The sequence below is a fragment of the Halovalidus salilacus genome (genome assembly GCF_031852275.1).
GTDB classification, from domain to species: Archaea; Halobacteriota; Halobacteria; order Halobacteriales; family Natrialbaceae; genus Halovalidus; species Halovalidus salilacus.
In genome coordinates this window covers 3,753,519-3,767,938 of the sequence record NZ_CP134700.1, presented here as the reverse complement: position 1 = coordinate 3,767,938, position 14,420 = coordinate 3,753,519, and the positions used below count along the sequence as shown (strand labels likewise).

14 protein-coding genes are annotated in these 14,420 nt (G+C 69.7%); 8 read left to right on the top strand and 6 right to left on the bottom strand.

All coding sequences use genetic code 11. The features are described from left to right. Positions 1-179 precede the first annotated feature (179 nt). The 3 genes from RJT68_RS18560 (at position 180) to RJT68_RS18550 (ending at position 3,978) form a co-directional block, all read left to right on the top strand. Positions 180-1,478: an amidohydrolase gene (locus tag RJT68_RS18560; RefSeq protein WP_407038009.1), complete on the top strand. Its 1,299-nt coding sequence runs from the start codon at positions 180-182 to the stop codon at positions 1,476-1,478. 152 nt (positions 1,479-1,630) lie between these two features. After that, a complete protein-coding gene (locus RJT68_RS18555) occupies positions 1,631-2,329 on the top strand; it encodes a hypothetical protein (RefSeq protein WP_407038008.1) in 699 nt (232 codons plus the stop codon). A gap of 359 nt (positions 2,330-2,688) precedes the next feature. Then, complete coding sequence (locus tag RJT68_RS18550) at positions 2,689-3,978, top strand: adenosylhomocysteinase (RefSeq protein WP_407038007.1); 1,290 nt, start codon at positions 2,689-2,691, stop codon at positions 3,976-3,978. Between the two features lie 132 nt (positions 3,979-4,110). Here the strand turns inward: RJT68_RS18550 and RJT68_RS18545 are convergent, their stop codons facing one another. From RJT68_RS18545 to RJT68_RS18530, 4 genes are all read right to left on the bottom strand, one after another. Further along, positions 4,111-4,497 carry a hypothetical protein gene (locus RJT68_RS18545; protein WP_407038006.1) on the bottom strand — a complete coding sequence of 129 codons (387 nt, stop codon included), beginning with the start codon at positions 4,495-4,497 and terminating at the stop codon, positions 4,111-4,113. 42 nt (positions 4,498-4,539) lie between these two features. Next, on the bottom strand, positions 4,540-5,421 hold the full coding sequence (locus RJT68_RS18540) for a PAS domain-containing protein (protein ID WP_407038005.1): 882 nt from the start codon (positions 5,419-5,421) through the stop codon (positions 4,540-4,542). Positions 5,422-5,500: 79 nt separating this feature from the next. Beyond that, positions 5,501-5,683, bottom strand: coding sequence for a hypothetical protein (locus RJT68_RS18535; RefSeq protein WP_407038004.1), 183 nt, complete (start codon positions 5,681-5,683; stop codon positions 5,501-5,503). Beyond that, positions 5,680-5,925 (bottom strand): HalOD1 output domain-containing protein, encoded by a 246-nt coding sequence (locus RJT68_RS18530; RefSeq protein WP_407038003.1) that lies wholly within the window; start codon positions 5,923-5,925, stop codon positions 5,680-5,682. The genes RJT68_RS18535 and RJT68_RS18530 overlap by 4 nt, the downstream gene beginning before the upstream one ends. A gap of 363 nt (positions 5,926-6,288) precedes the next feature. Here RJT68_RS18530 and RJT68_RS18525 point away from each other — a divergent pair, with 363 nt between their 5' ends. From RJT68_RS18525 to hjc, 3 genes are all read left to right on the top strand, one after another. Next, positions 6,289-10,425, top strand: coding sequence for a PAS domain S-box protein (locus tag RJT68_RS18525; protein ID WP_407038002.1), 4,137 nt, complete (start codon positions 6,289-6,291; stop codon positions 10,423-10,425). An 81-nt stretch (positions 10,426-10,506) separates the two neighbouring features. Further along, positions 10,507-11,349 carry a CPBP family intramembrane glutamic endopeptidase gene (locus RJT68_RS18520; protein WP_407038001.1) on the top strand — a complete coding sequence of 281 codons (843 nt, stop codon included), beginning with the start codon at positions 10,507-10,509 and terminating at the stop codon, positions 11,347-11,349. A gap of 82 nt (positions 11,350-11,431) precedes the next feature. After that, positions 11,432-11,959 carry a Holliday junction resolvase Hjc gene (gene hjc / locus RJT68_RS18515; protein ID WP_407038000.1) on the top strand — a complete coding sequence of 176 codons (528 nt, stop codon included), beginning with the start codon at positions 11,432-11,434 and terminating at the stop codon, positions 11,957-11,959. Between the two features lie 58 nt (positions 11,960-12,017). Here hjc and RJT68_RS18510 read toward each other — a convergent pair whose 3' ends face one another. After that, positions 12,018-12,698 (bottom strand): SWIM zinc finger family protein, encoded by a 681-nt coding sequence (locus tag RJT68_RS18510; protein ID WP_407037999.1) that lies wholly within the window; start codon positions 12,696-12,698, stop codon positions 12,018-12,020. A gap of 246 nt (positions 12,699-12,944) precedes the next feature. Between RJT68_RS18510 and RJT68_RS18505 the strand changes: the two genes are divergently transcribed. Continuing rightward, entirely contained in the window at positions 12,945-13,208 is a 264-nt protein-coding gene (locus tag RJT68_RS18505) for a DUF7472 family protein (protein ID WP_407037998.1), read from the top strand. Positions 13,209-13,444: 236 nt separating this feature from the next. Beyond that, positions 13,445-13,717, top strand: a complete 273-nt coding sequence (locus RJT68_RS18500; RefSeq protein WP_407037997.1) for a hypothetical protein — start codon at positions 13,445-13,447, stop codon at positions 13,715-13,717. 143 nt (positions 13,718-13,860) lie between these two features. Here the strand turns inward: RJT68_RS18500 and RJT68_RS18495 are convergent, their stop codons facing one another. After that, the gene (locus RJT68_RS18495) at positions 13,861-14,376 is read right to left on the bottom strand and encodes a hypothetical protein (RefSeq protein WP_407037996.1); all 516 of its coding nucleotides are present in this window, start codon (positions 14,374-14,376) and stop codon (positions 13,861-13,863) included. Positions 14,377-14,420: the final 44 nt, after the last annotated feature.

Below are 14,420 nucleotides of genomic sequence, written 5' to 3'. Positions count from 1 at the left end.
GCGACCCCACGGAAGACACCCGCGCGACCCCACGGAAGACACTTCGCGTCATCCGAGCATCGAATGGGCGGTGCGAGCTTTCACCGTGTTCTCGGGAACGGATGCGAGACGTATACGGGGTCTATCCCTCGGGGACCGAGACGGCAGATTCAGGCACCCGGAGACGAAAGCGGAACGCAATGACGACGCTGGCGATCACCGACGGCACCGTACTCAGACCCGACGCGACGACCGAGCGCGCGGACGTCCTCGTCGACCGGGAGTCGGGCGAGATCCTCGAGATCGGCCCCGACCTCGCCGTCGACGCCGAGGAGACGCTCGACGCCGCGGGCGGCCTCGTGACGCCGGGGTTCGTCAACGGCCACTGCCACGTCGCGATGACGCTGCTGCGGGGCTACGCCGACGACAAGCCCCTCGAGGCGTGGTTGCAGGAGGACATCTGGCCCGCCGAGGCGGCGCTGACGCCCGAGGACGTGCGCGCGGGCGCTGAAATCGGCGTCCTCGAGATGATCAAGGGCGGCGTAACTGCCTTCGCGGACATGTACTTCCACGTCCCGGAGATCGCCGGCGTGGTCGAGGAGGCGGGGGTTCGGGCCAGACTGGGCCACGGAATCGTCACCGTCGCCAAGGACGAGGAGGACGCCCACGCGGACGTGCAAGAGAGCCTCGAGGTCGCCCGAACCTTCGACGGCGCGGCCGACGGCCGCATCTCGACGGCGTTCATGCCCCACTCGCTCACGACCGTCGGCGAGGAGTACCTCGAGGAGTACGTTCCGAAGGCCCGCGACGCGGGCGTGCCGATCCACTACCACGCCAACGAGACCGAAGACGAGGTCGCGCCGATCGTCGAGGAGCGCGGGGTTCGGCCGCTCGAGTACGCGGCCGAGATGGGGATGCTCGAGGCCGAGGACTTCGTCGCCCACGGCGTCCACGTCGACGAGACGGAGATCGAGTTGCTCGCCGAGGCGGGGACGGGCGTGATCCACTGTCCGGCCTCGAACATGAAACTCGCCAGCGGGATGGCGCCGGTCCAGCGCATGCTCGACGCGGGCGTGACGGTCGGGCTGGGGACCGACGGCGCGGCCTCGAACAACGACCTGTCGCTGCTCGACGAGGCCCGCGACGCCGCCATGCTCGGCAAACTCGCCGCCGAGGACGCGAGCGCGGTGTCGGCCGGGTCGGTCGCGACGCTGCTCACCCGGGGTAGCGCGGACGCGATCGGCCTCGAGACGGGGCGCCTCGAGGCGGGTGCCCCCGCCGACCTCGCCGTGATCGACCTCGAGACGCCCCACCTGACGCCGGCCCACGATCTCGTGAGCCACCTCGCCTACGCCGTCGCGGCCGCGGACGTCCGCCACACCGTCTGTGACGGACGGGTGCTGATGCGCGACCGCGAGGTGCTGACCCTCGAGGAGGACGCGGTTCGAGCGCGCGCCGCGGACGCGGCGGCGGCGCTGGCCGAGCGCGCGGGAGCGTGACGGGAGGTTCGTATCCGGAACACTGGCCGACGAATTGAACGCTCTTGGCCGTCGATAAACGCTCAAAACGATTCTCGAGGCGTTTTCGACGGACGGAACCGTCGCGAACTGCCAGGCGGGTTTATCCACGAATCGCTGAATGTCCCGATCGGATGAACGCGAAACGACTACTCACGACGGTACTTGCCGTCTTCGTACTCAGCGCGGCGTTCGCCCCGCTGGGAACGGCGGCGGCGGACGACGGCGACCTCGCTGTCGACGTCGACGACACGACCGTCTCCGTCACCGAGAACGGGAGCGCTGTCGACGACGCCACCGTCTCCGTGGAGACCGCCGACGAGAACGACACGTACGAGGGCGCGGGCGATTACTCGACCGACGAAAACGGTACGGTCGACCTGTCCGAGCCGAACGAGACCGTCGAGGTCGACGTCACCGCGGAGGCTGACAACGACTCCGCGTCCACCACGGCCACCCTCGAGGCGGCCGAGGAGAACGAATCCGACGAGGAGGAGAGCTTCGGCGGACTCGTCTCCGCGTTCGTCGAGGAGACGAAGAACGAGTCCGACGACGGCCCGCTCGGCCTGAAGGTCGCGAACTTCGTCGTCGAGAACAACCCGGGCAACGCGTCGGACAACGCCGGTCCGCCGAGCCACGCCGGTCCGTCGGGCGACGAGGAGAACGAGAGCCGGCAGGGGCCGCCGGAACAGGCCGGTAACTCGTCCGACGACGGAGAAGACGGTGACGAACGCGACGACAGCGACGACGGTGACGACGCAGACGAACGGCGCGGCAACGGAACTGGAAACGGTGGCGGAAACGGCGGCGGAAACGGCGGCGGACCGAAGTAACGACGCCGGTCACCGACCGCTGGATCCACCGACGCGACGCATCGTCGACGCGCGACTGCTCACACCGGCGTCGAACCGCCATCGACCTGCCGACGGAGAACCACCGGACTCGCACGCACGGTGTCAGAGGCACGCTCCGTCGCGACGTCGGTACACTCGGAATCTCGTTACGGCCCGGGCGACCGTGACGGGTCGATTCCCCGTCTCCGCTCGTCGCGCGGCGGCGATACCCGAACTCGAGCGTTCGACCGACGGTCGACGATCGGACGCTCCCGACCGACGGTCCCCGAGCGATCGACGTTCGACGTCGGGGCAGCGGCTTCGGTAGCGTTTTTGCCCCGGTCGCACTCTGTCGACCTATGACAGACTATCCGCCGATCAGCGACCAGCTGGACGGGGACGACCTCCCCTCGGCGCGGGCCGAAGGACGACGGAAGATGGACTGGGCCGCCCAGCACATGCCCATCCTCGAGCGGGTGCGCGAGGAGTTCGCGGCCGAGCGGCCGTTCGAGGGCGAGCGGATCGCGATGGCGATGCACGTCGAGGCGAAGACCGCGATGCTCGTCGAGACGCTCGCCGAAGGTGGTGCGGAGGTGGCCATCACGGGCTGCAACCCGCTGTCGACCCACGACGACGTGAGCGCGGCGCTCGACGTGCACGAGAACATCACGAGCTACGCGAAACGCGGCGTCGACGACGAGGAGTACTACGAGGCGATCCACGCCGTCATCGGCCACGAGCCGACCGTGACGGTCGACGACGGGATGGACCTCGTGGCGATGATCCACGAGGAGTACCCCGAACTCATCGACGGCATCGTCGGCGGCGCAGAAGAGACGACCACGGGCGTCCACCGCCTGCGGGCGATGGACGACGACGGCGCGCTCGAGTACCCCGTCTTCGCGGTGAACGACACGCCGATGAAGCGGCTGTTCGACAACGTCCACGGAACCGGCGAGTCCTCGCTGGCCTCGATCGCGATGACCACGAACCTCTCGTGGGCGGGCAAGAACGTCGTCGTCGCCGGCTTCGGCTACTGCGGCAAGGGCGTCGCCCGCAAGGCGTCGGGCCAGAACGCCAACGTCATCGTCACCGAGGTCGAGCCCCGCCGGGCGCTCGAGGCCCACATGGAGGGCTACGACGTGATGCCGATGGCCGAGGCGGCCGAGATCGGCGACGTATTCCTCACGACCACGGGCAACCGCGACGTGATCGTCCGCGAGCACCTCGAGAAGATGCAGGACGGCGTCTTACTCGCCAACGCGGGTCACTTCGACATCGAAATCGATCTCGAGGCGCTGGCCGACCTCGCCGTCGACGCGTACGAGGCCCGCGACGGCGTCACCGCGTACGAACTCGAGGACGGCCGGCGGTTGAACGTCATCGCCGAGGGTCGGCTGGTCAACCTCGCCGCGCCGGTCTCGCTCGGCCACCCGGTCGAGGTGATGGACCAGAGCTTCGGCGTCCAGGCCGTCTGCGTCCGCGAACTCCTCGAGAACGGCGACCGGTACGGTCCGGGCGTCCACGACGTCCCGGACGACCTCGACCGCGAGATCGCGGAGATCAAACTCGAGGCCGAGGGCGTCGAGCTCGACTCGCTGACGGGGGCCCAGCGCGACTACATGAACTCGTGGGACCACGGGACGTAGGCGGCTTCACGTTCGGCGAGTGTGCGCGAAAACGGTGCGGTCGTGGGACGGTCGCCGACGAGGCTCGAGTCACGCTCGCGGGCCGGCGCCTCGTGCCGGTGTTCCGTGGCCGAAGAATTCGGGGGTGTCCGCTCAAACGGACTCGACGGTGACGTCCGCCTCGCCGTAGTTGATGCTGATCGTGTATTCGCCGCCCTCGTCGAAGCGCTCCTCGAACGTTTCTTCGCTTCCTTCCTCGACCGACTCGGCGAAGACCGGTCCCCCGCTGTCGTCGATTCTGATGCTCGCCGCCTCCCTCTCGGCCTCTTCGACGTCGTCGTCCTCGGCGTCGTCTTCGCTGATCTCCCCCGCGTCCGCGACCTCGATGGTGATCGCGGCGTCGCCGGCGTCGGCGTTGAACGAGTACTGCTTCCCCTCTTCGATCGCGTCGTCGAAGTACGGACCGCCGCCGAACCCGAGGGCGCTACACCCGGCCAGGGGAACGGATCCCGCGAGCGCGAGTACCGTGCGTCGGTGCATGGCTGGCGTTTCGATAGAACTCACTAATCTCTTCTGGCCCCCTCACTCGTCCGACGACGTCCCTTCCGTCGCGGTGTCGTCCGCCGCTCGCGGTTCGTCGACGACGAACAGGAGTCCCCCGTCGTCCAGCGCGACGAGGCTGGTCCTCGCGGTCACCGTCGTCCCGTCGGGGCGACGATAGGCGCAGGCGCCCGTCCAGCGCCACCCGTCCCTGGCGGTCGGGAGCGCGACGGACTCGAGTCGGTCGACCTCGTCCGGGGAGTGGCGGTCCCGCCAGTCCGTTCCGACGACGTCCCCCCGGTCGAAGCCGACGCGTCCGGCGTACGGCCGGTTAGCGAATTCGACGGTCCCGTCGGGGCCGACGATGGCGATGCCGTCGCGGGCGGTCGTGACCCCCGCGAGCGCGCGGCCCACGAGGTCGACGGCCCGCCGGTGGTCGACCAGCCGCCGGATCAGGGCACCGAACGACTCGAGGGACCCGTCGTCGACCCCGTGGAACTCGGTCCATCCGTCCACGGAAGCGTCTCGAGGGGTCACGGCCCGTCCGATCTCCGGTCGATCGGCCGCGAGCGGGCCGATCGCCGACGGGTCGTAGCGGACGACCGGGAGGTCTGCGGCGCTCGAGCGGAAATCGCCGACCGGATCGCCCCCGGTCGCCGTCGTCAGCCCGCGGGGGACGACGACGCAGTCGATCGCGTCGGACTCCGACCCGTCGTCGGAACCGCTCTCGCGCTCGATCCGCCGCAGCGCGCGCCGAAGGGAGGGCTCCGCGACCGCCTCGAGTCGGTCCGCCGCCTCGAGAGCGGTGGCGACGCGGTCGGCGGCGTGGGCGTCGTCGTCGACGACGAGGACGGTGATCGGGTTACGGAACGTCCGCGGAGGGGGCGGGATCGACGCGATAGAACTGGGATCAGTGGCGGTCATCGCGGCGTCCCTCTCGCGACCGGAACCGAGGCTGTAAACGCGGGCCTCGGAAGTGCGGTCGCCGCGGATCTCGGTTCGATCACGGTTCGACCTCCCGAACGCTGTCGGAGAGTACCCACGCGTCCTGGTTCGTTGGATCGACGATCAGGTGGTGGGCCGACGCCTCGAGGGTGAATCGGTGGTAGTGCGCCCGGATCGGTCGTCCCGGGTGATCGCTCGTGCGTACCGGTCCGCTCGGTGTGCGTCCGTACTCGTCGTTCATCGCGGGACGTACGTCGTCTCGTCGACGATCACCGTGCCGTCGCTCCGAACGGTGACGGCGTGGCCTTCGTACGCGAAGCGCACCTCGCCGTCCGTTCCGTCCCTGAAGAGGAGGTCGAGCGCCTCCGGATCGATCGCGTCGTACAGCGGCGGTTCCATGTCGAACGGGCTCGTCTCGAGCGCGGCAGCGAGCGCTTCGACGACGCGAACGCTCGTGATCTCGGTAACGCTGTCGTATGTCATTCGTCCCATCTCTACCCGTTCGGAGGGTCCCTCCCGGTATCCGGTTCGCCGTTGTATGTGTAGCGTCGGCGCAGTGCGGACGCTATATGTGTAGCCTCGGTCGAAATCGACCGCCCGAGCCGGCGTCTCGCGATCTCGCGAAACGCGGTAGATCGCCCCCGTCCATACCACCGAGGCTCATCGGCCCCATCGTAGGCGAACGCGCGTAGACGCGGACCCGCATCGTCGACGGATCGCACGGCGTGACGGTCCCGACGACCGACCGTGTTAATTTCGAGTTACCGCACGAGTGATTATCCTCCGCGGCGTACGCCGGGTGGAACCGCTCATGACGCAACCGATACGACGCTGGGGGTCGGCGGGGTGACGGGGGACGAATCCGACGCCGGACGGCCGATCGAACGCGTCGTCGAGGCGATCGAGGCGCTCGAGCGCGGCCAGTACGACGTCGACGCGCGCCTCGAGGGGCTGTTCGACCGGGACGACGAACTCCCGCGGCTGGCCGACGCGGTCGACGGCCTGGCGGGGACGCTGCGGGCGCGCGAACGAGACCGCCGGGGGGGCGAAGACTACAGGCGAGCCCTCCACCGGATCACGTCCGATACGTCGCTGGACGGCGAGGAGAAACTCGAGCGACTGCTCGAACTCGGCTGCGAGCGACTCGAGGTAGAGAACGGGTTCCTCTCGGTCGTCGACGAGGAGACGGGTCGGTTCGAGGTCCGATCGACCGCCGGGAGCGACCTCGTGGAACCCGGGACGGAGACGACTCTCTCGCGGACGATCTGCCGGAAGACGATCACCTCGGACGACATCCTCGGCGTCTACGACGCCCTCGATGGGGACTGGAAGGACGACCCCGCCTCCGAGGAGTGGGGCCTGGGGTGTTACCTCGGCGGACGCATCACGGTCGGCAGCGAACTGTACGGGACGCTCTGTTTCGTCGACCGGGAGTCCCGCGAGGCCCCGTTCTCCCACGCAGAGAAGGCGTTCGTCGACCTGCTGACCGGGTGGGTGAGCCACGTGTTCGAACGCCGGGAGCGCGAGCGCGAGCTCCGGCTCAAGGACCGGGCCATGGAGGCGGCCCCGGTCGGGATCGCCATCGCCGACTGCGAGCGCGAGGGCGACCCGATCGTCTACGCCAACGAGGCGTTCTGCCGGCTGACCGGTCGCTCGGCGGTCGACGCGCTCGGACGAAACTGGCAGTTTCCCCTCGACGGGGCGGCCGACCCGGGTCGCCTCGAGGCGCTGCGCGAGGCGGTCGAAGCCGGTGAGTCGACCACTATGGAACTCCGCGCGACCGGGGCGGACGGAACGACGTTCTGGGACCGCGTGCGGGTCGCTCCGGTCGAGGGCCCGGACGCGGTCGTCGACGTCGGCTCCGGGGACGACGGGATCGACGCGGACGAGCCGACCGGGCCGTCCCGGCTCGTCATCTTCCACGAGGACGTCACCGACCGGACGGAGGCCCGAAACCGGCTTCGCGACCGGGAACGAACCCTCGAGGAGTACCGGTCGTTCACCGAGGACGTGCTCGACGCGATCGACGACGTCTTCTACGTGCTCGAGCGCGACGGCAGCTTCCGCGACTGGAACGAGACGCACTCCGCCGTGACCGGCTACGACGACGAGGAGCTCGCGTCGATGAACGCCCTCGAGCTGTTCCCCGAGGAACACCGCGATCGTATCGAGGACGCCATCGAGGGGGTCTTCGAGACGGGATCCGCGCGCGTCGAGGCGCCGTACCTGACCCGATCCGGCGAGACGATCCCGTACGAGTTCGTCGCCTCGAGGGTTACCGATCCCGACGGCGACCCGCTCGCCGTCGGGATCGGTCGGGACGTCTCCGAGCGGAAGCGGTACGAACGCGCCCTCGAGCGGACGAGCGAGCTCCTCACCCAGGCGGAGGAGATCGCCTCGGTCGGCGGGTGGGTGCTCGACCTCCGGGCGGAGCCGTTCGAGCTGATCGGCACCGACCAGTTCCACCGACAGCTGGGGCTGTCCCTCGGCGCCGACATCGACGTGGAGTCCGTCGTGGGTTCGTACCACCCCGACGACCGGGAGCGGGTCGCCGAGGCCGTCGGCGCCGCGCTCGAGTCGGGCGACCCCTACGACGTCGAGGCGCGGCTGATCACCGGCGACGGGTCGGCTCGGTGGATGCGGACGATCGGCGAGCCCGTCGTCGAGGACGGCGAGGTCGTCGCGTTCCGCGGCTCGATGCAGGACGTCACCGAGCGCAAGGAGCGCGAGCGCGACCTCGAGCGGACGGCGGACCTCCTCGAACGGGTCCAGCGCATCGCGGACATCGGCGGCTGGGAACTCGACCTTCGAACCGACCCGGAGCGGGTGCTCTGGACCGACGAACTGTACCGCTTACACGACCTCCCGCCGGACGCCGATCCGGGCCTCGAGGAGATCCTCTCGCTGTACCACGAGGACGACCGAGACCGCGTTCGGGAGACCCTCGAGCGGGCGCTGGAGACCGAATCCGACTACGAGTTCGTGGCCCGACTGCTGACCGAGTCGGGGGAGGTCCGGTGGCTTCGTGCCCTCGGCGAGCCGATTTACGAGGGCGAGTTCACCGACCCGGCGGGCATATCCGCGGTCGAACGCGAGGTCGAAGGAGGGGACGAGAGCGCGGGCGCGGACGGGACCGAGGCGGACGATCGGGACCGCGAACCCGGCGACCTCGTCGCCTACCGCGGCTCGGTCCAGGACGTCACCGAGCAAAAAGAGCGCGAGGCGACCCTCGAGTCGCTCCACGACGCCGCCCGCGGGTTACTCACGACCGAGTCCGAGTCGGAGATCGCCGACCTCGCGGTCGAAACGGCCGAGGAGATCCTCGACGTCGACGGCGTCTGCGCGTACGTCCTCGATTCGACGACCAACCGACTCGAACCGGCCGCCTTCTCCGCGGGATTCGCGGCCGCGTGCGACGCCGGCTCGGCCGTCGACGTCGGCGGCGGCGAGCGAAGCTCGGTCCTGTGGAACGCGTTCGTCACGGGCGCTCGCACCGTCGTCGACGACCCCTCCGCGATCGGCCGTTCCCCGATCTTCGGCGCCGACGTCGAGACCGCGCTGGTGGTTCCGATCGGCGATCACGGGGTCTTCTCGGCGGTGACGACCTCGCGGCCGATCGGCGAGGAGACGCGGCGCCTCGTCGAGACGCTCGTCGCGACCGCCGAGGCCGCGTTCGACCGCCTCGAGAGCGAGCGCGCCCTCCGCGAGCGCGACGCCGAACTCGAGGCGCGCAACCGCCGGCTCGAGCGACAGATCGCGATCACCGAGATCATCCGCTCGATCGACCAGTCGCTCATCGGCGCCGACGGCCGCGAGGAGATCGAACGGACGGTCTGTCGGCGGCTGATCGAAGCCGACGGGATCGAGTTCGCGTGGATCGGGAGCGTCGACCCGAGCGGGACGGCGCTCGACCCTCGCTCCTGGGCCGGCGAGAGCGGCGCCTACCTCGACGCGGTCTCGCTCGAGACGGCGGGCTCGGCCGAACCGGCCGTCGCGACGGCGCGGCGCGAGGAGCCGACCGTCGCGAACAACGTCGTCGAGGGGCTGAAAGCGGAGCCGTGGCGGAAGAACGCCCTCGCCTGGGGGTTCCACTCGGTCATCGCCGTCCCCCTCGCGTTCGAGGAGTACACCTACGGCGTGCTCGCCGTCTACGCCGACGAACCCGACGCCTTCGAGGAGCTCGAGCGAACGGTGTTCACCGAGCTCGGCGAGGGGATCGCGAACGCGATCAACGCGATCGAGACCCGGGAGGCGCTGCACGCCGAGACGCTGCTCGAGCTCACCCTCGAGATCGACGACGCGGACGACTTCCTCTCGCGGATCGCCGCCGACGCCGACTGTCGGGTCGAGTACGAGGGGCTCGGGGGACACGCCGGCGAGCGGACGCTGCTGTTCTTCTCGACCCACGGCGCCGATCCGGACGCCGTGACCGGGATCCTCGAGGGCCTCGTCTCCGTGACCGACCACCGGCTGATAAGCGCGGAGGGGCCCGACGGAAGGCGAGAGGGGGACGGAGACGAGGGTGCGACCTGCCTCTTCGAGGCGACCGTCACCGGCTCGACCGTCGCGTCGCGGCTCGTCCGCCACGGCGGCAGCCCGCGTTCGATTCGGGCCGACGGGGCCGAGATGGAACTCGTCGTCGACGTTCCCACGACGACCGACGTGCGCGAGTTCGTCGAGATGCTCCGCGACCGCCACGCCGGGGTCGGGCTTCGATCGCGCCGGCACGTCCGGCGCGCGATGCACACCAGGCGGGAGCTGGTCGCCTCGCTGTTCGACTCGCTGACCGACCGCCAGCTCGAGGTGTTGCGGACGGCCTACTTCGCCGGCTACTTCGACTGGCCGCGCGAGAGCACCGGCGAGGAGGTCGCGGAGATGCTCGGCATCAGCCAGCCGACGGTCAACCGCCACCTGCGACTCGGCCAGGGGCGGCTGCTGGGGCAGCTGTTCGACCGGACGGAGCTGGCGGCGCTCGAGGGGTAGGTGCCCGGCGGACCGTCCCGCCCCTCGAATCGCGGTTCCGCGAAAGGAACGCCCAAGGATCTCCTGGCCGTAGCATCGACCATGCAACACGTCGATCGCCGTCGCGACGAGAGCCGACTCAGGGTGGTCGTCCTCGCGTTCGTCCTCGCCTTCGGCGGGCTGGTCCTCTCACAGATCACGGTCATCCCCGCGATGCTGCTCGATCCGACGCTGGCGGTTTCGCCGGCCGACGCCTCCCGATCGGCGCTCGTCGCCATGATGGCCCTCGGCTTCTTCGGCTGGTTCCTCGCCGGGGCGATCTACCTCTGGCGGTCGGGGCTCGGCGTTTCCTACCTCGACGTCCGATCCCCCACGCTCCGGGAGTGGGGGTACGCCGTCGCGGGCGTCTTCGCCATGTTCGGCGTCCTGCTCGTCGTGAACGTCGGCGCGACGGCGCTCGGCGTGGATAGCGGCGACGCGGAGGCGCAGGTGCTCGAGATCATCGGCGACGACCCGACGATCGCCCTGCTGATGATCGCGATCGTGTTCCTGTTCAACGCGCCCGCCGAGGAGTTCCTCTTCCGGAACGTCATCCAGAAGCGCCTCTACAGCGTCTTCACGAAGATCCAGGCGGTCGTCGTCACCAGCCTCGTCTTCGCGATCATGCACCTCCCGACGTACGGGCTCTCCGTCGACGGCGATATCGCCCCGCTGCCGTCGGTCGCCGTGGCGCTGGTCACGATATTCGGGGGCTCGCTCGTCTTCGGTTACATCTACGCCAGGACCGACAACATCGTCGTCCCGACCGTCGCCCACGCCTTCTTCAACGCCATCCAGTTCGGACTGGTCTACCTCGCCCTCCGGTACGGCCCCGAGGAGTTCGGGTCGGCGACGTCGACGCTGGTCGGTCTCCTCGAGGCGGCGCCGGGCGCCGTGCCGGTCTGAGACCCCGTCCGTCGTCGCCGATCGACGGGGCCGTCCGCCCCGGTCCACCTCGCTTATTACGACCCGGCGGTGACAGAGGGGTATGTCTCAGGCGAAGGGCGATCGCCGCGAGCGGGAACTCGTCAACATGCTCGACGAGGCGGGCTTCGCGGTGATGCGCGCGCCCGCGAGCGGCTCGGCGACCGAGCGGGAGCTGCCGGACGTGCTCGCGGGCGACGGCGACGACTTCTACGCGATCGAGGCCAAATCGAGCTCCGGCAATCCGATCTACCTCACCGGCGAGGAGGTCGAGGCGCTGATCTACTTCTCGCGGAACTTCGGCGCGAAACCCCGTATCGGCGCCCGCTTCGACCGCGAGGACTGGTACTTCTTCCACCCCGGCGACCTCTACGTCACCGACGGGGGCAACTACCGCGTGAAAAAGGAGACGGCGATCGCCGAGGGCACCGACTTCGCCGAGTTCGTCGGGAAATCCGAGAAGGTCACCCTCGAGGAAGCCGCCGTGCGGAGCGAGGCCGAAGCGCGTCCCGACCCCGAGGTCGTGCGGGTGCTCAACGCGGTCAAGCAGGGCGTGATGGACGTCGACGAAGCGGCGGAGATGCTCGACTGATCGCCGACCGGTCTCGCTCACCGCCCGCTTCTCGCTCGAGCGAGACGAGGCCGCCGAGTTAACTCAGCGCCGGCGGTCGACGCCGGGACCGCGGCGGTCGGTCCCGCCGCTTCGTGACCTTCTCGAGGCGGGTCCGCGGGAAGACGTACACCTTGAGCGAGTCCGGAACGGGGCCGTTGCGCCCGATCCGCGCGTGGGGGTAGACCACGCCGACGACGGGGACGTCGCCGTCGTACCTCTCGTTCGTCCCGTACTCGTCGACCGTACACCCCGCTTCGGGGATGCGAACGGCGTCGGCGCGGCGGTCGGAGACGTCGACCACGGTGAGGCGGTCGCCGGTCTCCTTGTCGCGGACCGCATCGCCGTTGGCGATGGCGTGGCGATGGCAGTAGTGGGGTTCTGACTCGGTCTCGTCGACGAAGACGGTCCGGGCGCAGTCGGTGCACTCGACGGCGATCTGGCCCGGCGGCGGCGTTCGCGCCTCGGTGATCTCGATCGCCACGCGGCGGATGTGCTTACACCGGGCGTCCCGGAAGACGTGGTCCGGGCAGGTGCAGCGGCCGGCCTCGAGGTCGACCATGTAGGTGTGGCCGCTCTCGGATTCGACCTCGTAGAGGCCGTCGCCGAGGGCGAGCACGGACATCGCCTCCGCTCGCGCGCGGCGGGCGCGCTCCTCGAGGTCGTCGGGGTCGGTGGACGGTACTGGCAGTGGGGTCTTCGGTGACGCGGTTGTGTTCATGGGTGCGTCGAAATGCGAACGAAACGTCGCAAATCGTGGGTGTGGGTCGGTCGTCCGGCTATTCGACCTCCCTAGACGTTCGGAGGAGATAACGGGTGTACTTGCACTCTCCGGCCGTACGGCCGCCGTCCGGCGGTTTCTGCTCCCCCGGCGCGACGGGCGTCGAGCGGGGGCGACGAGCAGGCGTCATCTCCTCGAGCGACCCTTCGAAGCGCTTTTCCCCGGTCCGGGGTAATCGGACCTGTAATGCCCGAGCGCGAGCAGCTCATCGAAGTCGGCGTGGCCCTCTCGGCCGTCCTCATCATGATCAGTACCTTGTTCTGGATCGGCTCGACGTACGGCGGCGAGGGCGGCACGCTCTCCCCCGAGGGCGGCCAGATGTTCGTCGGCGCGATCGTCGCCTTCATCCTCCTGATGACCGCCGTCGGCGTCGCCCTGGCTTACACCCTGAACGACCCCGAGGACGGCCTCGAGCCAGGCGGCGATTCGGACGGAAACGGCACCTTCTGAGTCCGTCACGGTTGCCGTCGGATCCCCGTTCGGCTCGCTCTTCTGCCCCCGGTTCCGCCGGTGTCCGCACAACATACATCAACTAACCAATCGTTAGCTGCGATACGGGACTTTCGCCCCGACGGGGACGCGTCCTGCTCGCGCTGACGCCCGTCCTCACGACCGGTCTGCTCGGCTACTCCGTCGTTCGGTCCCCCGAGGAGTTCGCACACGCCGTCGCCTGGATCACCGCGTTCGTGTGGGTCGGCGCCTGGTTCCTCCTGTGCTGGCTCGTCGTCAGCGCGGGTCGCTCGGGATCGGACGCCAGCGGCGACGGGGGCGAGGAGAACGGGGACGCCGACGGGGAGTCGAGGTCCGTCTGGAACGCGATTTCGCGGTGGCAGTACGACGGCCGCCACGCCGAATCGGGCGGCCTGACCAGGCAGGAGCAGGCGGGGTCGCTCGCGGAGATTCGCCGCGAGGCGGTGCGGCGGGCTCCCGTGGAATTTCGGGACCGAGGCCGCCCCTGACGGTCCGCTCGACGCTCGCGCGGATCGGATTCCCGAGCGACCACTCCGCGGGTTCGGCCTTCGTGCGCCCGCTCCGCTCGACGGTGAGCGGACGGGACCGGAACGGAGGGAGACGAAAATGGAGGTCGGGATCGACCCGCGACTCAGCGGCCGTGGTTCACGAGGGCCGAGACGCTCGAGGCGCCCGCGCGGAGGCTCGCTCGCCACACCTTCGCCGACGCGTGGAGGGTGTGACTCCAGGCGTCGACGGGACTCGGGGCGCGTGGGCGCTCGCGCTCGGATCCGTCCGCGCCCGCATCGGCCTCAACCCCGGATTCGCCCGCGCCGCCGGGACCGCCGCGGATCGTCCGCCGGCGTTCGCCGTCACGTTCGTCCCCTCCTCGAGCGTCGGCTTCGGCCCCGTCCCGAGCCTCGGGTTCGGCCGCGTCGTCGCCTCGAGCGTGGCGTCGTCTCTCGCGCAGGGGCCGGTTCGCGATGGTCGTCTCGCAGGCGGGGCAGACGAGTTCGACGCGCTCGCCGTCGACGCGCCGGACCCAGTCGCCGTCGGCCGGACTCTCGTGGTCGCAGGCGGGGCAGAACAGCGTCGCCTTCAGGGGAGGGGGACCGTCTTCGCGTTCGGCGTCGACTCGCCCGGATCGCTGGGGGACGTATTCGGTCATTACCTCCCCTAGGATCTCACGCCCGATAACGTCGTTGCCCCCCG